This window comes from Cupriavidus pauculus (assembly GCF_022179805.1).
GTDB classification, from domain to species: Bacteria; Pseudomonadota; Gammaproteobacteria; order Burkholderiales; family Burkholderiaceae; genus Cupriavidus; species Cupriavidus pauculus_E.
The window spans coordinates 128333-147099 of record NZ_BPUO01000015.1 but is presented as its reverse complement, the minus strand read 5'-3'; the positions used below and the strand labels follow the sequence as shown (position 1 = coordinate 147099).

At 61.3% G+C, this 18767-nt stretch carries 17 protein-coding genes; 8 read left to right on the top strand and 9 right to left on the bottom strand.

Annotation, left to right across the window (positions count from 1 at the left end):
- A partial coding sequence (locus tag MFF62_RS25145) for a substrate binding domain-containing protein (RefSeq protein WP_238265846.1) occupies nucleotides 1-638 on the top strand: 638 nt, incomplete at its 5' end.
- 391 nt (nucleotides 639-1029) lie between these two features.
- Here the strand turns inward: MFF62_RS25145 and MFF62_RS25140 are convergent.
- The 3 genes from MFF62_RS25140 to MFF62_RS25130 are packed head-to-tail and all read right to left on the bottom strand — an operon-like array spanning nucleotide 1030 to nucleotide 3624.
- The gene (locus MFF62_RS25140) at nucleotides 1030-1815 is read right to left on the bottom strand and encodes an ABC transporter ATP-binding protein (RefSeq protein WP_238265845.1); all 786 of its coding nucleotides are present in this window, start codon (nucleotides 1813-1815) and stop codon (nucleotides 1030-1032) included.
- Nucleotide 1816: 1 nt separating this feature from the next.
- Nucleotides 1817-2578, bottom strand: a complete 762-nt coding sequence (locus MFF62_RS25135) for an ABC transporter permease (protein WP_238265844.1) — start codon at nucleotides 2576-2578, stop codon at nucleotides 1817-1819.
- 17 nt (nucleotides 2579-2595) lie between these two features.
- A complete protein-coding gene (locus MFF62_RS25130; protein ID WP_238265843.1) occupies nucleotides 2596-3624 on the bottom strand; it encodes a taurine ABC transporter substrate-binding protein in 1029 nt (342 codons plus the stop codon).
- A gap of 288 nt (nucleotides 3625-3912) precedes the next feature.
- Between MFF62_RS25130 and MFF62_RS25125 the strand changes: the two genes are divergently transcribed.
- From MFF62_RS25125 to MFF62_RS25095, 7 genes are read left to right on the top strand one after another with little or no spacing between them, the layout of a single operon-like run.
- Nucleotides 3913-5313, top strand: coding sequence for an LLM class flavin-dependent oxidoreductase (locus MFF62_RS25125; RefSeq protein ID WP_238265842.1), 1401 nt, complete (start codon nucleotides 3913-3915; stop codon nucleotides 5311-5313).
- A gap of 19 nt (nucleotides 5314-5332) precedes the next feature.
- A complete protein-coding gene (locus tag MFF62_RS25120) occupies nucleotides 5333-5878 on the top strand; it encodes a carboxymuconolactone decarboxylase family protein (protein ID WP_238265841.1) in 546 nt (181 codons plus the stop codon).
- Between the two features lie 36 nt (nucleotides 5879-5914).
- The gene (locus MFF62_RS25115; RefSeq protein WP_238265840.1) at nucleotides 5915-7159 is read left to right on the top strand and encodes an ABC transporter substrate-binding protein; all 1245 of its coding nucleotides are present in this window, start codon (nucleotides 5915-5917) and stop codon (nucleotides 7157-7159) included.
- Nucleotides 7159-7929, top strand: coding sequence for an ABC transporter ATP-binding protein (locus MFF62_RS25110; protein ID WP_238265839.1), 771 nt, complete (start codon nucleotides 7159-7161; stop codon nucleotides 7927-7929). Before MFF62_RS25115 ends, MFF62_RS25110 begins: the two co-directional genes overlap by 1 nt.
- Complete coding sequence (locus tag MFF62_RS25105) at nucleotides 7926-8726, top strand: ABC transporter ATP-binding protein (protein ID WP_238265838.1); 801 nt, start codon at nucleotides 7926-7928, stop codon at nucleotides 8724-8726. The genes MFF62_RS25110 and MFF62_RS25105 overlap by 4 nt, the downstream gene beginning before the upstream one ends.
- Complete coding sequence (locus MFF62_RS25100; RefSeq protein WP_238265837.1) at nucleotides 8723-9583, top strand: branched-chain amino acid ABC transporter permease; 861 nt, start codon at nucleotides 8723-8725, stop codon at nucleotides 9581-9583. The genes MFF62_RS25105 and MFF62_RS25100 overlap by 4 nt, the downstream gene beginning before the upstream one ends.
- A complete protein-coding gene (locus tag MFF62_RS25095; protein ID WP_238265836.1) occupies nucleotides 9580-10455 on the top strand; it encodes a branched-chain amino acid ABC transporter permease in 876 nt (291 codons plus the stop codon). The genes MFF62_RS25100 and MFF62_RS25095 overlap by 4 nt, the downstream gene beginning before the upstream one ends.
- A 49-nt stretch (nucleotides 10456-10504) precedes the next feature.
- Here MFF62_RS25095 and MFF62_RS25090 read toward each other — a convergent pair whose 3' ends face one another.
- The 6 genes from MFF62_RS25090 to MFF62_RS25065 form a co-directional block, all read right to left on the bottom strand.
- A complete protein-coding gene (locus tag MFF62_RS25090; protein ID WP_238265835.1) occupies nucleotides 10505-11248 on the bottom strand; it encodes an MbcA/ParS/Xre antitoxin family protein in 744 nt (247 codons plus the stop codon).
- 418 nt (nucleotides 11249-11666) lie between these two features.
- Complete coding sequence (locus tag MFF62_RS25085; protein WP_283205380.1) at nucleotides 11667-12095, bottom strand: 2-dehydro-3-deoxygalactonokinase; 429 nt, start codon at nucleotides 12093-12095, stop codon at nucleotides 11667-11669.
- Between the two features lie 1065 nt (nucleotides 12096-13160).
- Complete coding sequence (locus MFF62_RS25080) at nucleotides 13161-13475, bottom strand: hypothetical protein (protein WP_238265833.1); 315 nt, start codon at nucleotides 13473-13475, stop codon at nucleotides 13161-13163.
- Between the two features lie 1686 nt (nucleotides 13476-15161).
- On the bottom strand, nucleotides 15162-16148 hold the full coding sequence (locus MFF62_RS25075; RefSeq protein WP_238265832.1) for a hypothetical protein: 987 nt from the start codon (nucleotides 16146-16148) through the stop codon (nucleotides 15162-15164).
- A 302-nt stretch (nucleotides 16149-16450) separates the two neighbouring features.
- Entirely contained in the window at nucleotides 16451-17431 is a 981-nt protein-coding gene (locus MFF62_RS25070) for a ParB/RepB/Spo0J family partition protein (protein ID WP_238265831.1), read from the bottom strand.
- A gap of 2 nt (nucleotides 17432-17433) precedes the next feature.
- Nucleotides 17434-18636: a ParA family protein gene (locus MFF62_RS25065; RefSeq protein ID WP_238265830.1), complete on the bottom strand. Its 1203-nt coding sequence runs from the start codon at nucleotides 18634-18636 to the stop codon at nucleotides 17434-17436.
- Between the last annotated feature and the right edge of the window lie 131 nt (nucleotides 18637-18767).

The following is an 18767-nucleotide window of genomic DNA, read 5'->3' as shown; positions in this document are numbered from 1 at the left end:
GCCTTCCTGCGTTCACGCGACGACACGTCATCCCCCACCTAGGCTCGCTTTATTCGCGATACCCGGAGTTGACGGTAGAGATTGAGTTGACAGAGCGGGTAGTTGACCCTGTTCTGGAACGCTTCGACCTAGTGATTCGAGTGGGACAGCAGGCTGACAGTTCGCTCATCGCGCAACGCATAGCCTCGCAGCGCTACATCACTTGCGCCGCCCCGAAGTATTTGCGAGAACGAGGGCGTCCAATTCATGCGGCAGACCTGCGCACCCATCGGCTGATTGACCGAGGACACAGCTCAAGCATGCGGGGATGGCGAGAAATACTAAGCCCCTCTGACGTGGCCGGCCTTACCTTTGCACTTGAATGCGACGACTGCGATGCCAGGCGTCTCTCCGTGCTACAGGGTCTCGGTATCGCCTTGATGCCTGACTGGGCAGTTGGTGATGATATTGGGGCCGGCCGGCTCGAAGAAATCCACATGGACGGCCTTCTCCCGCAAGCGCCTGGAGGGATCTATCTGCTGCGCCCACAGCCCAAACCTTCGGCCAAGTTGAGGGCTTTCACCGACCACCTTATCCAGTGCCTCGGCACGCCGCCTGTATGGCAAGCAGCCATGGCACAAACGGCCGCGGCTGCCTGACTACCCGGACGCTTGTTCTATTGGCCTAGCTGCAACAAAAAAGCCTCCCGAAGGAGGCTTCTCTGAGCGGTCCGGTATTAGGCTGCATCTATAGTCTTGCGGCGCGTAACCGTGGAAGCTGTGAAGCGCTCACGGGCGACTTTCAAATGGGGGCCACCCCGCACCACCTCCTGCGAGACCGAGTCCGGGCCCTTGCGGCTTTGCGTAGCATGGCGAGCCAAGACCGCGGCGACATCCTTCAGCACGCGCGCGGGCGCCTGGCCCACAACGGTGGCATCCTCATGGCTTTCGTCGCAAGGCCACTTTCCAGCTCGTCGAGCTACCGGCAAGCCACCACTACAACGTTTTCAGCGGCGCGGGCCTTGCTTCCATTGGCCCGTTGTGCGTACGCCTACGCGAGAGCCAAATGCCGGCGGGCTTCCTCTCGCACCAACTGCAGCGCGTGGGCCTTGATACGACCGTACTCGCTTTCGAGTGCAAGCCCCTCAGTGTCGCGTCTTTCAGCAAAGGGCACGTGAATCGTCTCCCGGATGCGCCCCGGTCGCGCAGACATGACGAGAATGCGCGTGCCGAGCAGGATCGCCTCGTCCACATCGTGGGTAACGAACACCACGGTGGTTCGCAGGTGCTGCCATGTTTCCAGCAGCAACTCCTGCATCAAGGACCGTGTCTGTGCGTCCAGCGCCCCGAACGGCTCGTCCATCAACAGCACTTCCGGACGCATGATCCAGGCCCGGGCCAGTGCCACGCGCTGCTTCATGCCGCCGGACAGTTCCCAGGGCCTGGCATCATGATGGCGCTGCAGCCCCATCTGCTGGAGCAGATCCGTTGCACGCTGGCGCCATTCCGATTCTGGCAATCCCAGCATGCGCGGCCCAAACGTCACGTTGTCAAAGACGGACAACCACGGGTACAGCAGCGGCTGCTGGAACACCATGCCGCGCGACGGAGACGGTCCGGTCACGAGGCGCCCCTGGCTCAGGATGCGTCCATGCTGGGGCGTCTCGAAGCCAGCAATCAGATTCAGGATCGTCGATTTTCCGCAGCCCGAAGGGCCCAGCAGGACGACGAATTCGCCGCGCTCCACTTGCAGGCCCACATCCTGCAACACAGGAAGCTGCGCTGTTCGCGGTGATCCGAAAGCGAACGTCACGCGTTCGAGCACAATGTCTGCCATGTCAAGTCTTGCCCGTCCACGGCACGATGGCGCGCTGCAAGGCCACCAGCGCCACGTCCAGGGCGTATCCAATCAGTCCAAGAATGACGATGCCGATCATCACGACATCGGTACGCAAGTAGGACCCTGCGTTGATAATCATCCAGCCCACGCCGGAGGTGGATGCCACCAGCTCTGCCGCCACCAGTGCCGTCCAGCCGATGCCTACCGACAGCCGGATGGTGGTGAACAAATCTGCCGCGCAATGGGGAAACACCACACGCCAGAAGATCTGCCACCTGCCAAGGCCCAGTGTTTGCGCCACGCGTACATAACCCTGCGGCACCCCCTGCACGGCAGCAGTCGCGCCAACGAGCACGTTCAGAAACGTGGCAATGAAGATCAGGAAGAACTTCGACGCCTCGTCGATGCCCAGCCAAACGATCGTCAGCGGAATCAGTGCGATCTTGGGCAACGGGCGCAGGAACTGGACAAACGGATTCAGCGCGGCGTTGAGCCCACCATGCAGCCCCATCGCCAGCCCGAGCGGCACACCAATCACCACAGCCACCACAAACGCCGACAACGCGCGTGCCAGACTGATGCCGATATGGCGCGCCAGAGGAATCTGCCCATATCCGTTTTGCCACAGGTCAGCCAGCGTCCCGAGCAATTCACTGGGCGGAGGAAGGAACAGCGTATCGACCCAGCCTGAGCCGCCTGCAATCTGCCAGAGCCCCAGAACGGCAATCAACGACAGCGCGCTGACTGCACCCTGACGCATACGACGCGAGGCCACGACTACTTCGCCGCCTTCAGTTGTTCGGCCAGCTTCAGATAGCGGGGGTTGATTGACGTCGAGAACGACGCCGGAATATCGGCGCGACGAACCTGGTCAATACTCCCCAGGAATTCGGCCGTCTTGCGCACGGCACCGGCCAACACCGTCTGGTCGGTGTTGCCGCCATCGCCAAACCATTGAGGCTTCAGTTGCTCTTCAATGGACGGATAGTTGTTGCCGTTGATCGATTCCTTGACCGCGGCTGGAGTGGCGCCCAGTTCCTTGGCGATGGCTTCTGCGACGGCATCTGGATTGCGCCGATAGTTGGCGACCTGCTGCTCCAGCACCAGCAGCAGTTTGGCCACCAAATCCGGGTGTTTTTCACCGAATGCCTTGCTCACCGAAATGCCGTTGAAGATCAGATAGCCGTCCTTCTTCAGATCCTTTGTGTAGAACACCGGCTGCCCGCCATTGGCTTCCAGCGTGGAATTGAATGGCGCCCAGACGTACCCAGCATCTATATCGCCTCGTCGCCATGCGGCCACCAGTTCATCTGGCTTGAGCGGCACGAACCGGATCTTCGTGCGATCGATCTTGTTGAGCTGGATGGCCGTGTCCAGCGCATATTGCGCCGTGGAATTGGGCGGGTAACCCACCGTGTGGCCGGCCAGGTCCTGGAGCGACTGGATGTTCTTGCCCTTGCGCGCGACCAGGCGCTCATACGTTGCGATGTCCGCAGAAATGCCCGCCAGCTCGATCGGTAGCTTGCGGACGATGGCCGAAACCGTGGGACTCGAGCCAAAGTTGGCGATGTCCACGCTATTGCTTGCGAACAGGTTCAGTACATCCGCACCGGTGCCGAACTGCACCCACTTAACCGGAACGCCGAACGCTCTTTCCAGCGACCCATCGACTTTGGCGTTGACGATTAGCTGCGCGCCGCCACTGTAGGCGATACGCACTTCCTTTGGTAGCGGCTCCGCCGCGTTGCCAATAGACGTAGCCAAAGCCAGACCCGAAAACAGAAGTGCTCGTAGGGATTTATGCATCGTGGTGGATGGATTCCATAGACAGGACGGCCATGTTAGGCGTCAGCCCCTGAGACGCAAACGACCGATAACGGATATGGAAAAGCCGCCCTGACGTATATGCAATGGAGCTCGCCGACTTCCGCCTCGCAACAATCAACGCATAAGTCTATGCAAAATCCGTAGTTCCCTCGGAGCCATGGTGTGGCCGACAATCGGTCGCTTGCCCTCGCCACACCGCGCCCCAAGCGCGCCCCAAGCGCGCCCCAAGCGCGCCCCAAGCGCGCCCCAAGCGCGCCTGCATTCAGCATGACCCGCCAGATTCGCCTCAACGCCTTCACCATGAACTGCGTCGTCCATCTTGCCCCAGGGCAATGGACGAGTCCCGAGGACCGGTCAGCAGAATACCTGCACACACATCATTGGGTCGCACTCGCGCAACTGCTGGAAGCAGGTAAATTTGACGCACTGTTTCTCGGCGATATCACTGGCATCTACGATGTAGCTGGCGGCACGCCCAATGCGGCGTTGCGCACGGCGGCCCAGGTTCCCATGAACGATCCCGCGCCATTGATCCCGCTGATGGCACACGCCACCAGGCATCTGGGGTTCGGCGTGACGCTGTCGGTGTCATATGAGCATCCGTATCTACTCGCGCGTCGGCTGACCACGCTCGATCACCTGAGCCAGGGCCGCGTGGCGTGGAACATCGTCACGTCATACCTCGACAGCGGTGCGAAGAGCCTTGGCCAGGATGGCCTGCGCGCGCATGATGCCCGCTACGATCGCGCCGACGCCTATCTCGATATCTGCTATCGGCTTTGGGAAGGCGCGTGGGAAGACGGCGCTGTGGTACGCAATCGTGAGACCGGCGTCTATGCGGATCCGGCACGCGTGCATCGCACGACCTATCAGTACGACGACCTGCGGATCGACGGCGTGTTCCAGTGCGAACCCTCGCCGCAACGCACGCCACTGCTGTTCCAGGCGGGTGGCTCGGATCGCGGTTCGCGCTTCGCGGCGCGCCATGCCGAATGCATCTTCGTCGGCGCGCCCACACGCGATGGGCTGCGTCGCACCGTTGCCAAGCTTCGCGACGCATTGCGCACCGAAGGGCGCGACCCCGACGGCGTCCTGATCTTCGCCATGTTCACAGTCATCGTGGACAACACGGCGGAGACAGCGCACGCACGTCACGCCGCTTACCGTGAACGCGTGAGCTACGAAGGCGCACTGGCCCTGCTGTCCGGCTGGACCGGCATCGACCTGAGCCGCTACGCACCTGACGACACGCTGGACTACGTGGACACCAATGCGGGGCAATCCGCGCTGGCGTCGTTCAGCAAACTCGACCCGAACAAGAGCTGGACGGTGCGCGATGCCGTGGAATTCGTCGGTATCGGCGGCCGCGGTGGCCTGGCCGTTGGCGACGCGCAGCAGGTGGCCGATGAACTGCAGGCCTGGATGGCGGACACCGGCATCGATGGCTTCAACTTGGCCTCTGTCGAAATGCCGCGCACGTTCGAGGACATCGTGACGCATCTTGTGCCCGAACTACAGCGCCGCGGCATCTACAAGACCGCCTACGCGGACGGCACGCTTCGCGAGAAGCTATTCCACGCTGGCCCGACGCTGCGCGCGCCGCATGTCGGGTCGTCCTTCCGTCGCGCGTCACCAGCGGCGGTCGATGCGCCCGCCCTCACGGAATAACTGTCTCACCGGAGTTACCATGCCTCGCGTCAGCGAAATCTCTCCCGACACCTTCGATCCGGCGCGCCGCGCGCTGTTCGACGCCTTTACCGGAAACGGCGCCCATTTTGCCGATCAGTTCTCGGTGCTGGCCCATGTGGGCCCCGCCGTCGATCATCTTCCGCAGTTGCTGCTGGAGCTGAAGGCGCGCAATGCCGTGCCCTATCGCTACATCGAGATGGCCATCGTGGTCGTTTCCCTGCTCAATGACTGCGATTACTGCGTGGCCAATCACGCACCACGCCTGGCCGTGGAAGGCATCAGCGAAGCTGGTGCGCGCAGGCTGCTCGACTACGCCGATCATCCTGAACTGTCGGACATCGACAAGCTTGTCGTCGAATACGCGATCGTTGTCACGCAGCAGCCCCAACGCATCCGCGACCACGTCTTCACGCGGCTGCGCGCACATTTCAGCGAGGCGCAGATTGTTGAGCTAACGCTGCGCATCTCGTTGTGCGGCTTCTTCAACCGCTTCAATCAGGCGCTGCAGATCGGCGAAGACGCCACCGCGGTACATCCGGCCTGAGGCTCTCCTTCTTCCACTTCGTCCGTCTTCATTCGCATGTCTGACTTCTCGTCGCTTATCTCGTTGCAGCGCCGCGCCTGGCTGCGCGCCGCTGGCGTCGGCGCGGCCGCCCTGGGCCTGCCCACCCTTTCGCTCGCACAGGACAATGGTCCGATCCGCATTGGCATCCTGGCGCCGTTGAGCGGCGGTGGCGGTGCCTATGGCGCCGGCATGGCCAACGCCGCGCGCAAAGCCGCCGACTACATCAACAGCCAGGCCGGCGGGCTGCTGGGCGGGCGCAAGATCGAGATCCTGGTCGAGGACGACGAAAGCAACCCGACGGCAGGCGTTGCGGCGGCGCGCAAGCTGCTGGACGTCTCGAAGGTGAGCGCGATCGTCGGCGTGTGGAGCAGCGCGGTCGCCATGGCCGTCAAGCCGCTGACGATCGAGCGTGGCGTGCCCTTGTTCGTGACCGGATCGGGCGACGAAGTCACCCAAGGTGACAACAAAGGCCTGGTGTGGCGATTCCAGGCGCGCGGCAGCGATTGGGGCGCGGTGTTCGCGCGCGCCGCCGCGAAGGACGGCGCACACAAGGCATCGCTGCTGGTGCTCCAGACGCCCTTCACGCTCAGCATGGTCGATCCGTTCGTCAACACGTTCAAGAAGTCGGGCGGCCAGATCCTGGACGTCGTCTACTACAACCCGAACCAGCCCTCCTACCGCGCCGAAGTGGAGAAGGTCTTCGCCCGCAAGCCCGATGCGGTGTTCATTCCCAGCTATCTGCCCGACCTGTCGGCGATTTCGCGCGAAGTGTATCGTAGCGGCTTCAGTGATACGCGTCTCTACGCCAACTCGTCGGCCGCCGACGCCGAAGGCGCGTTCATCAAGAACGTAGGCAAGCAGGTGGCCGAAGGCATCCACCACATCCAGTCGATCCCGCCCGCCTCGTCCTCGGCGTACAAGACCTTCGCGCGCGAAGCCGGCATTCCGTCAGGCACGCTCGCCATCTTCCCGTCGAATGTGTGGGATGAAATCTCGGTGCTGGCACTGGCCATTGAGCGCGCCGGCAGCGCGGATCCGAAGGTGTTTGCGAAGGCGATCCTGCCGGTGGTCAATGGGCCCGGCAAGGCGGTGGAGAATCCTGTGGACGGCCTGAAAGCCATTCGCGCAAAACAGGCCATCGCGTACAGTGGCGCGGGATCGCAGTTCCAGTTCACGCCGACCGGCGATCAATTGAACCGCGAGTACGGGCACTTCGTGATCCGCGACGGCGCCAACCAGTTGCTGGACGTACTCAAGTAATGCGCAGTGCTGCCGCCCTGTCAGCCTCGTCGTTGAACATTGCGTTCGGCGGCCTGCGCGCGCTGGACAACGCCACGCTCACCCTGCAGCCCGGGCGCATCACCGGCATCATCGGGCCCAACGGCGCGGGAAAGTCGACGCTGTTCAACGTGCTTGCCGGTGTGCTGCGGCCCGATTCCGGACGCGTCACGCTGGGCGATGCCGATATCACCGCGTTGCCCGTGCATCGCCGCGCCCGCCACGGCGTGGCGCGCACCTTCCAGTTCGCACGCGAACTCGACAGCCTGACGGTGCTCGAAAACCTGCTGCTGGCCACGCCTGCGCATCCTGGCGAACGCTTCTGGAACGTACTGTTCGGACGTCGGCGCGTGCGAGGGGCCGAACGACAAGCCATCGAGCGTGCACGAGCGCTGCTTGAACGCGCGAAGCTCCTGCCGCTGGCCAACCAGCCGGCCGGCGGTCTGTCCGGCGGACAGAAAAAGCTCCTGGAGTTGTGCCGCGCGCTGATGACCGATCCGTCGATCGTCCTGCTGGACGAGCCGGCAGCCGGTGTCAATCCGGTGTTGGTGGAATCTCTTGGGCGGTTCATTTCCGATCTGCGCGACGAGGGCATGACCTTTGCGCTGGTCGAACACAACATGGACATGGTGGCCACACTGAGCGATCACGTCTATGTCTTCGCGCAGGGCGCCGTGCTGACCGAAGGCAGCTTCGCCGACGTCACGGCTGACACGCGTGTGCGCGCCGCATACCTCGGGGAAATCGCATGACCCAGGCCCTGCAACTGGACGGGATCAGCGCGGGCTATCACGGCAAGCGCATCATTCGTGATGTCTCGTTGCACATACCGGCCGGCGGCGCCGTCACCGTGATCGGCCCCAACGGCTCCGGCAAGTCGACTCTGCTGAAGGCCGTTGTCGGCCTGCTGCCGCTGGCATCGGGCACGCTGACGCTAGACGCGAGCCAGATCGGTGCACTCGACGCGCCGGCACGAACGCATCTGGGTCTTAGCTATGTGCCGCAGGAACACAATGTCTTTCCGAACCTGAGCGTACTGGACAACCTGCGGCTCGGTTGGGAAGGTGTGCAGGGCAACCGGCGAAATGGCCACCAACGAAACGGGCCATCACAACGCGCGCATCTTGACGCCGTACTGGCGCTGTTCCCGGAAATTGCCACGCGGCTGCGCACACCGGCCGGCCTGCTGAGCGGCGGTCAACGCCAGATGGCGGCGATGGCTGCCGCGCTGATGCAGCAGCCATCGGTGCTCGTGCTTGATGAACCCTCCGCGGGACTTTCACCGCGCAACGCCGCGCTGCTGTTCGAACGCATTGCCGATGTGCGCCGTACCGGCGTGACCTTGTTGATGATCGAACAGAATGTGCGACTGGGACTCACGGTCGCCGATCACGGCCTGGTGCTGGTGAACGGTCAGGTGAGAAGCCAGCGTCCCGCGCACGCGCTACTGAATGACGCCGATCTGCCGCGCCTGTTCTTCGGCCATGATCCCGACGTTGATGCTGATGTAGCCTCATCCGACACTCCCGATAGCACCGTTCCTGCATGATCCAGACTTTATTCAACGGCGTGGTCACGGGACTGTTGGTCGCCCTGCCCGCGCTGGCGCTCGCCCTGACGTTCAGCGTGCTGCGCTTTGCCAACTTCGCCATCGGCGCCATGCTGACCGCCGGCGCCTACATCGTCTACGCGTTCAATGCCGGCCTTGGCTGGCCGCTGCTGCCGTCGGCGCTGGCCGGCGCCGTCCTCGGCGGCCTGCTCGCGGTCCTGGTCGATACCATCGTGTACCGGCGACTGCGCGATCGATCGGGTGTGACGCTGCTCGTCGCCAGCATGGGCGTCGCATTCGTGCTGGAGAACGCAGTCCGTTTCATTGCGGGCAACGCTGCCGTCGGTTACGCGGTGGATCCCGCGCGCCCACTGCGTGTGGCCGGCTTGCGCATCAACCATGAACAGTTGCTGATCGCGGCGACGAGCCTGTTCGCGCTGCTGGCGATCTGGGGCTTGCTGCGGTTGACTTCGCTGGGTCGGGCCATGCGCGCCGTGGCGGACAACCCGTCGCTGGCTGCCGCGCGCGGCATCGTCGGCAATCGCGTGATCGGCATCACATGGTTCATCGCTGGCGCACTGGCGACGGCTGCCGGCACGCTGATCGGGCTCGATGCCACGCTGGACCCGCAGATGGGCTGGAACTACGTGATCCAGGTCTTTGCCGCAGCCATCCTCGGTGGCATCGCGCATCCGATGGCTGCCGTGTTTGGCGCGCTGGCGCTGGGCGTGATCGCCGAACTGTCCACGCTGATTCTCCCGCCCCACTACCGACCACTCGTCTCGTTCGCCGTGCTCACCGCGCTGTTGTTGGTGCGGCCCTGGGGCGTTTTCGGCACGGCCCGCATCGCAAAATGACAACCTACCTGATCTCCATCCTCGTGCTGGTGTCGATCGCCGGCATTGCCGCGCTGTCGCTCAATTTGCAATGGGGCCTGACCGGCATGGTCAACTTTGGCCTGTTCGGGTTCTACATGCTGGCGGCTTACATGTACGCGCAACTGGCCGCCGCAGGCGCATCGCCGTGGCTCGCGTTGGTCGGCGCGATTGCCGTCAGTGGCATCGCCAGCGCGTTGACCAGCCTGATCTCGCTGCGGCTGGCCGACGACTACCTGGCCATCGTGACGCTGGCGTTTGCGGAATGCCTTCGACTCATCGTGATCCACGAAGACTGGCTCACGCGCGGCAGCTTGGGCATTGCCAACATCGCGCGCCCCGTGACTGGTGACGGTGCCTTCCTGCTGCTGGCGCTGGCGGCATTGCTGCTGAGCTTCCTGCTGCTGGAAACGATTGCGCGTTCGCCGCTAGGACGCGCCGCGCGCGCCCTGCGGGACGATCCGCTCGTGGCAGCCACACTGGGCAAGGACGTGCTGTGGCTGCGCGTGCGCCTGTTCGGCATCGGCGGTGCAGTCACCGGCGTGGCCGGCGCACTGCACGCCGCCTACTACCAGTACATCGACCCCACGCAGTTCGGGCCCATCATCACCGCCTATGCGTTCATGGGCGTCATCATCGGCGGTCGCGGCAGCAATCGTGGCGTGCTGCTGAGCGCGTTCACCGTGATCCTGTTGCTCGAAGGCACGCGCTTCCTGAACGATCAGGTCGGGTGGATGACGCCCTCGCAACTTGCGGCGCTGCGTCTCATGTTGATCGGGATTGCGCTGATCGCAGCGCTGATAGTGAGGCCCGCTGGATTGCTGGCGGAGCACCGACTGCAGTTGCGGCTTTAACTCCCGAGACTGTTATTGGCCGTCGCCGTTTGTATCCGATTCGACCGGATCAACAATGTTCCTGGAAACCAAAGCTAGGTGCGCCCCCGAAGCGCTCGCGGATCGCGCCTACTCTTTGAAACTGGTCCCGATGGAACCACTTTCGCAACCAACAGCAAAGAAAGCCGGCAGCGAGCTTTTCCCACCAAGGCGCAACGCGCTGAGTGATGGCGGATTGCAGCGTGCCCAGTCTCTTGCCTTCAGCCTTCCGGTCGGGTGCTCGATGTGGCCTCGTCGAATGTTCCGCAATCCAACGGTCGATATAAGCCATAACCCTGGCTGCGCCGGCATCTGATTCCAATAGTGTCAAAGGTATCTCGCCGCTCAAGTGCTCGTTGGGCGCGCTCAACCACTTGAAGGCCTCACTGGAACTGCGTCGAACTCTGATGGCAAGCTCAAGGGCCGGGCCGAGCAAATCAGGACGCGGATACCATGACACCGGCTTCAGGCTCATACCCCGCTTTTTGGGCACTGCCCTTGGCAATTGGGCGGCAGCGAGTTCCTGTTCAGTAATGTGTGAACGCGTCCAGTGGCTGTACTTCGTAAGATCCGCGTTGGGATTGCGCTTGTGGTCACAGGTCGGGATCACCAAGCCCACGACCACGTTGGTGTTCTCTCGGTAGAGGTTGTACCCGTCGACATAGACGCGCGTCCTGAGCGTCCGGCCCTCCTCCCCCGCCATTCCCGTCTCCAGAAACGAAAAAACCGGCTTGCGCCGGCTTTTTCCCCCGCGCACCAGGTGGTCAAGCCACACCGATATCGCGGGTTAGTTGTTGGCAAAATGGTAACTCGTATCGTCTATCGTTGCAACCAATGATTGCGGCGCTCGTTGCGCTTCCATTGTGTTGCATGACGTCAGCAGTGGCCCGATGCTATCGCTTTTTCAATTGGGTCTTTTCGACTTCGCTCAAGTTGGTCACGATCCAAATACACCTGGCCACCCAGCTTAGGCGCCACTCCCTCGTTTCCTTGCTCGGCGGCAAATGCGCCGAGCAACCCGACCACTTCCCCTTCGGGCGTAAAACCCCAGGCGGCCAGGTGCCAGACGATCACGATAGCTGACGGAATCGGGTGGGCCAGCGCGTGGTACGCCAATGAGTACCCCGGACAAACAGGCCGTTGGCAGCCCTCGGGAGTTTTCCTAGCAGTACCTTCGCGCGTGCCGAGAACAGTCAGGGCGAAATGCCGCCCCCGCTAGCGCGAGCGGCGTCGACACCCGCGTCGAACGCGGTGCCCCTCCTCTCAGTCGCCTTGGCCTTCGCTTCGCCAATTCCGGCGCGCCGACCGCAAATGGAAAGCTGGCGCAGCACGGGCCATACATGACTTCGGCCTGCGGCTCGGTCAGCGAAACACCCGGCACCAGATGGAGCATCTCTGCCATCGGAGAAAAAGACTTTGCCCAATCGACCAGCGAGTTCGCGCGCGCCAGCCGTCCCTCGGCAATACGGCGCCTCTAGCCAGCCTTGCGCACTCCCCATCATCCTGGCGGCAATGGCCGAACCTGCCGGAGCTGTCCGTCGGCCAGCCGAGTCGTCGACCACCGAGCGGTACGCCGCTTCAAAACCACCGTCGCCAATTCGCATGATTCCCAGTGGCGCAATGCGCGCGTCGGGCGAGGCGCTCCTCGCCTAGCAACATCGCCCGTAGCGAGGATGTCATGTCCCCAGTCAGGCGGCGCAATGAGGCGCGCATCAGAGCTGGCCCGGCGGTCCGCTCGCTCAGTTGACTGACTTGTGGTGGTCCAGACGCGCGCGATTGCGCCCTGGATAGGAGGTCGAGCGCCCAGAACCGCGCCAAAAAAATAATTTGCATTGCATTTAGGCAATCAAAAGTGACCCGTAGATTTTTTACACGAGGCTTTTCTTAATAAAAACAATGGGTTATATCGTTTACCTGATGTATGGCGTACAGCTCACCGTCTAAGTGCTTCTCTGCATTACCGCCTGCGACTGTTTTGGCGGCCGGAGTACTCACGCGCTGAGGTATCGCGAGGGACTCTCCCACGCCTACGGAACCTACAGGCAACGCCGGCACAAACGAAAACATGCCGGAATCCGTTCGAGGGCTTTCTTAGGGATACCTTGCAGAATAAGTTCGCTCCGATCCATTGCTAAATCTCACGGCACCGTTTCTACGCAGTTACATTTTGTTACAATCGATAAGCCGAACACGAGTACCTGAGCGGCAACAACGAAGACTCCCACGGCCGCGACTTCGACCAACGTGTACATGCCGACCGCAGAACCATCTAATTCCAAGGCTGCGATATCTTCGGGCGTGCCCTGCCCCCTAGACGCAAAGTGCGGTACTTCGCGCTGACCTTTTCCCGTGGTCTTGCCGACCTACGGAAGCGGAGGTGTCGAGCAATCCAGCGCTCAAAGGGACCCGACACGCTGCGGGCGCCGGAGATCAAAACGGCACTCGTGGTGCTGTGTGCGCATTAAGCTTCCACGTTGTTTCCACTCGGTTCCCGCCTGGTTCAACACCGCTAAATTGAATATGGTCGCGAATAGGGCGTCCGAGGCTCCACAACCAGGGCCGACGGCAGAACCCGTTCCGCGAATGCGTGCGCCGGAACGGAAGGAGCGGGCGCCATGTGCCCCTATGCGCGGCCACCTGAATGCTGCGATGTCGCCCGCTTCACGACATGTATGCGCACAACAGAATCAATCGGTCTTCCCGGTTTTTCTGGCACCTAATTCCTGTCGCTTGGCACGCTGTCCTTGCTCGGTGGCCGAGAACCCGGAAATGACCCACAGGCGTAATTCCAGATCTTCCAAGCGCACCTGGTTCATCACCCAGCCATCGGCTGTTCCCCAGACCGATTGATTAGTCTGGTGGCGAAGGAAAGCCCTGGCGACGCGTGATCTGAAAAACCAACGAAGGCGATGCAATTTCGTGAAGGGCGGCAGCCGGAATATTCGCCTGTCACGACACCGTCCGACTTCGATGGGCATCGTGATCCATTTGGCCAGGACCACGTTTATCGCCATCGACAACCCTCACTGTCCAACGACGCTGGAGATAGCCTGCAACGCTCTACGCCCCGACAGCACTCGGCCTCCACAGTTGAAGAGTTCGCCTAAAGCTCTCCCCTTTTTCGCGTTCACACCAGTATCGTGCCTTCCCATACTTCGCCACCAAAACAAGTTCACGAAACCGCCTGCGGCGTTCAACGATCCGGATATCGGGCCTTCCGCGCGTCCACAGCGCCAAGCAGTGCTTGTCCAAGGCTGCCCTCCCTCACTGGCGTTCGCACCACTGGGATCTCCTCCTACTACCCCGCCACTCGTTCTCTATCAATGCGCTGCTCGCCGAGCGAGGGGGTGGAATGCCTGATGCGGTACCCCTCCAAATTCACGCCAGCTTGCAGCGATCGGTCTGCGCCCCACCGTCGTCCGCAGTCTCATCCGAGCATGGCTGGCATGTGCTTTCTCAACCACGACCGCGGGCGCGTCTTTGACATCACCGCAAAGAGCGACATATCGCGCGGAAACGATACGCCTGGAAAGCCGACCAGACGACAGGAATTGCTCATTGAAACGTCACGTACACCGGTTGACCGCTAGCGCGCCTACCAGTTGAACGGACTTCGGTGGAGGCTCCGCCCCCAAAAAACTAGATGCGCGCCGCCTCGCCGGTCTGCACTTCCATGCTGCGCATCGGAGTAATCAGATGGCCTCTGCGAGGGCCGCCTTCCCCCAACCCGATCGCGCTCGTGATCCTGAACGCCCCTCCAGCGAGGAATCAGCCACACGACGCCTAGCTGCACTCCTGCGGGTCTGAGCACTCGACGACGAAGGGCCGGCCGGCACAGGCGCGAAAGTAGATGGCTCTGCCCTCCGTCGTCTGACCGTGTCTTCTGACCGTCACGGCAATCTTTGATCAATGCTTAAGACAATCCATGCGTTCCAACCATGCACTCTGCCTTGCCGAACAAAGCCAAGAGCAAATCATGTGGCCGTCCGAGATCAGGTCAAAAATCAGCCCTCGGCACTATCAGTTGGATGCGCCACCAGTTTTCCGAAAGGCAGCGTGACGACGCTTAGGCGACCCCAAAGACTCCATCCTTTTCGTGCGTTCCTTAGCGCCCAAGATCTGGGGTTGCGTGCCATCGGCCAATATCCGTAGCCCCACCCGGCACACGGAATCTCTCGAATCGCAAACACCGACGCCTAGCGTCCCAACAAGCCACTTTCTAATAGAAAGCCTTATAAATCAATAAGTTAGAAATTTCGAAGGCTGAATCCATCCAAACGCATTTCTCGCTCCCAGCAACCACGATTTCCTAACCCATTGATTTCATTGGGTTTCTACTAGAAACTGTGTGTCAGAGCATTCACGCCCATTGCGAGCGTCGTCCCATGCCTGGGGCGCAAAAATGTTTCACGCTCATTTCTCACCGGACGCTTTACATCGACTGCTTCGGGCTGCCTTCGTGCCGTCTCGCAGCGGCCATTGGCAAACTAAACGGTGAACCGTGATGCGTTAAGATCAACCCTAGGCAACGCAATCCGACACCGTCGGGAAACGTAGACGAGAAAGACGAAGGTAAGCTCTCTCGTCTGCGTCAGCCGCCCTCCCAGCGATTACCGTCATTGCGGTGCCGCGACATCTCCGCGCGTCAAGCAAGGTCTAGCAGCTGGTGGGGGTATCCGTGGCACGAGCTAGCCGAACGATGATCGCCGAATACTTACCTGCCCCTTCTGCACGGCCATAGCGAAGCGCAGGTTCACTGGGAACGAACCGCCCTGCCCCATGACCACCTGGGCATGCGCGTCAATCCGCCCCAAACTGGTCCCGTCACGTTTCACGACCGTCAACCCATGCGACTTAGCGAGGATCGAAATCAAGAGATTCTTCGCACTTTGCGCCTCAGTCGCGGCGCGGATGGCGCCTTCCTTGCCCGAAGCAATCGCAGCGAAGTCCAGGTCTTTTCCGGCAAGCGATCGAATGTAGGCATATGCCTCCCGACTCGAAAGCGTCGACAGGCGTTGGCGGAATGCCGTGGCAATGTCCTCCAGTCGCTTGCCATGGCGTTTGGCAATGCCCATGAGCGAGAACACTGCCCGAGCAGTCAATCCGAGCTTGAGCAACCAGATCAGCGGAAGCGGGACCTTGGAAGCCGAGTCAATATCTCCGGGCGGCTCGCTCGCGAATGAATTCTGTAAAGACTTCCGCCCGTTGGTATGTTCCTTATATTGGCCGTCTTCCACTGTGAGAGACGGTTCCTTGTGGATAACTTTTCGACCCATATCTTCTTTTGATGACCTCCCGACGAGACCGAGAAGAATTTGTGCCTTCTCTGTGAGTCGAACCGGAGAGACGTGAAAACGCCCGGAGCGGGCAATGCGGATCTGTTCACGGACGACGTAGCCATGCCGCTGCAAATCGGCCAGGCCACGGTAGAGAGAAGACTCACTGTTGAGCAAAGACTCGGCGCGCAACAGATCCCGACGCGGCCAGATGGACGACGAGGGACGAGACAAATTGAAGAATCGCAGAATGCCAAAAAGGACCCGACGGGCGGTAGTCCCGAGGTCCAGGCAATTCAGTGGATCGAATACGGCAGCTCGGGCTTCGATGAGCGCGAGTGGCAGGGGAGAAGGGCGAGCGATAGCCTCGCCCTGCGCGTAGCGTTGCGCAATAGTCATATGTGCTCCGAAATTTACGGACGAACGCCCTCCGGAGCTTGACTAGGCAAAATCTCTCGCTACACTGAACACTCGTTGCGACTCGTGTTCACGGTTCCCGCCGTAGATACGTGTAGGTTGAGGTTTGGTCTTGATCAAACTCCAACAAATCGAGTTTCGGATTCCCGTCCGAATCTCAGCAGAGGCCTGGGTTCCCGCCCAGGCCTTTGTCTTTGTAGTGAGGGTCTTTAACCAAAAGCGTTTTTTAGATCATTCTCATCACTCTTCAATGTGTCGTCAGCGTGGTATGAGGGCTAATCGGATCAGCCCTCGCTATTCTTCTCTGCGTTAGCCTCGATGAATTCACGCACCAGCCGTTCCCAGGCTTGTGCTTCTTCGGGCTTCTTGAACTTCAGCGTTACCGTTCCACTCTTGGTCGTGATCGCGCAAAGCTCGCGCGCGCCAACCTTGATGCGATGCGTCTGGGCCGCGGCCGGCGCTGCAGCCTTTTGGCGAACGCGTGCATGGAGCAGGGCGATCATCTGCTTCTGAGTGATCTTCGAATCGCTCAGAAGCTTTTCGACGGCCTCTGTCACGGCGGCTTCCTGATCAGCATGCTCCCCGAGGAACGTCGCCATCTCATATGCCGCGTTTACGCCCAAGCGCCCGCGATCGCTCGCAGCCTCCAGGGCCGCGAGCGCGGATTCGGGTAAACGCGCATACGAGAACAGCTTGCTCAGGTGCCCCGCCGAAATGCCTGCGGTCGCAGCGATGTCTTGCTGCGACTGCCCGGTCCTGTCGACGTGCCGCTGGAAGCCGAGGTATTTCTCGAAGTCGGGCAGGGACGGGGAGAGCAGGTTCGAATAAAACGCGGCTTCCTCAATCTGCTCGACGTCGGCCAGATCTGCGAACACGGCCGGGATCGCCTCGCGTCCCAATTCCTTGAAGACGTAGAAGCGGTTATGGCCGGCGACCAGTTCCTTTTTGCCGTCTTCCCGAACGACAAGCGTAATGGGATGAACCAGCTTGTTATTGCGCAGGTTCTCCCGAAGCTCGGCGTACTGCTCGGGCGTCAGCTTGCGTCGACGGCCCGGGATCTCGGTAATCTCATCGAGCGCCACTTCCACGGCCTTGCCGACACTGGCTTCCAGTTCGGCGACCCGGCGTTCGGCCGCAGCGACCGCAGATTGCGCGGCCAGCATCCGGCCGGGCGAAGTCTTGGGTTCGTTGGCCTGCGACTGAGGCGTGTTGGATTTGACGGCAATGTTGGCTGTCTTCGCCAACAGCTTGTCACCAATTCTCATGTTTATTTCCTTTCTGTCCACGCCCGCACGAACTGGTCGTCGACATGCAGGGCTAGCTTGTCGAGCGGATCGCGGAAGCGCTGATAGGCTTCGACGCTGCCGTCAGGCTTGGAGAGGTCATAGACGGTGGCCAGTTGGGCCGACGCGCCCTTGGGTACCGATGACTCTGGAATTTCGATGCCGAGCACCCGACTACCGTACGCCTTGACCATCCACTCGCGCACGACGCGCGACACCGCATCCTGCTTCACCTTGGTGAGCACAATGTTGATGAAGTCGTAGCGCTTGGACTCGAGCACACCTGGCAGCTTCTTGGCGATGTCCGAGAAGAGGTGCCAGAACTGCGTCGAGCTGGCAAAGTCCAGCCCGTCAGGCGGGCAGGGCATCAGAATGCCATCCGAGGCAATCAGCGCATTGATCGTGATGTAGCTCAGCGCTGGCGGCGTGTCGATGATGATCACGTCATACTGTTCGGACAGCGGTACCAGGCCCTTGCGCAGGATGTCCCAGAACTCGAATCCAGACTCGGAAAGCACCTTTGAAGGGATTTCGAATTCCGCATCGAAGAGCGCCGAGGATGCAGGAATGAGGTCGAGGTTGTGCCAGTACGTCGTCTGTACCGCGTAGTCCAGCGTCGTCTGGTCACCGTAGATCAATGGCAGGAGCGTCTGCTCCTCCGCGATCTCGGCGTCCGGCGCCCAGCCGCAAAGCTGGGTCGTCGTACCCTGCGGATCGCAGTCGACAATCAACACCCGGCGACCCAGGAGCGTCAGCGCCTGGGCGAGGCAAACCGCCGTCGTGGTCTTGGCCACGCCGCCCTTGAAGTTGCCCACCGTCACGATCCGTCCGCGCTGGCCTTCCGGCCGTTTGGCGCGACCGTTGGCGTGTTGCACCCACGTGATGGCGTCTTCCAGGCTGAATACCTTGGCCCGGCCGTTGCCCTGCGAAGTACCCGCCGGCAGGCCGCCTTTAGTGGCAAGATAGTGGAAGCGCGCCTTGTCGACCCCGCAAAGCGAGGCGATCTGGCTGCTGGTAAACGTCGGTGGAATCTTACGGGGGTAAGGCTCCAGCATGGCATCCCGAATCTGCCCAAAGACGTCGTTGGCCTGCGCCGCAACGGCCGCCAGCCCGTCGATTGACAGGCCGTGGTCGTCTGAAAAATCTGGGCGCGGGAGTTCTGCCTTGAGTAAGCTCGTGCGTGCCATAACAGTTGTGAATCCGTTGGAAAGGTCTGGAAGCGCCTGAAAGGCGCTGAACCGAAAACTTAGACGCTTTCCGTCAATTAAATGGTTGGCCGTAGAATAGCGACCGTATACGTAAACCGCAAGAAGTTTAC

Bases quoted from the DNA above. Each gene is read 5' to 3' on its own strand.
- MFF62_RS25125 (WP_238265842.1), top strand. From the start codon at position 3,913: ATGACCCGCCAGATTCGCCTCAACGCCTTCACCATGAACTGCGTCGTC.
- MFF62_RS25095 (WP_238265836.1), top strand. From the start codon at position 9,580: ATGACAACCTACCTGATCTCCATCCTCGTGCTGGTGTCGATCGCCGGC.
- MFF62_RS25130 (WP_238265843.1), bottom strand. From the start codon at position 3,624: ATGCATAAATCCCTACGAGCACTTCTGTTTTCGGGTCTGGCTTTGGCT.
- MFF62_RS25075 (WP_238265832.1), bottom strand. From the start codon at position 16,148: ATGACTATTGCGCAACGCTACGCGCAGGGCGAGGCTATCGCTCGCCCT.
- MFF62_RS25105 (WP_238265838.1), top strand. From the start codon at position 7,926: ATGACCCAGGCCCTGCAACTGGACGGGATCAGCGCGGGCTATCACGGC.
- MFF62_RS25070 (WP_238265831.1), bottom strand. From the start codon at position 17,431: ATGAGAATTGGTGACAAGCTGTTGGCGAAGACAGCCAACATTGCCGTC.
- MFF62_RS25065 (WP_238265830.1), bottom strand. From the start codon at position 18,636: ATGGCACGCACGAGCTTACTCAAGGCAGAACTCCCGCGCCCAGATTTT.
- MFF62_RS25100 (WP_238265837.1), top strand. From the start codon at position 8,723: ATGATCCAGACTTTATTCAACGGCGTGGTCACGGGACTGTTGGTCGCC.
- MFF62_RS25110 (WP_238265839.1), top strand. From the start codon at position 7,159: ATGCGCAGTGCTGCCGCCCTGTCAGCCTCGTCGTTGAACATTGCGTTC.
- MFF62_RS25140 (WP_238265845.1), bottom strand. From the start codon at position 1,815: ATGGCAGACATTGTGCTCGAACGCGTGACGTTCGCTTTCGGATCACCG.
- MFF62_RS25135 (WP_238265844.1), bottom strand. From the start codon at position 2,578: ATGCGTCAGGGTGCAGTCAGCGCGCTGTCGTTGATTGCCGTTCTGGGG.
- MFF62_RS25120 (WP_238265841.1), top strand. From the start codon at position 5,333: ATGCCTCGCGTCAGCGAAATCTCTCCCGACACCTTCGATCCGGCGCGC.
- MFF62_RS25115 (WP_238265840.1), top strand. From the start codon at position 5,915: ATGTCTGACTTCTCGTCGCTTATCTCGTTGCAGCGCCGCGCCTGGCTG.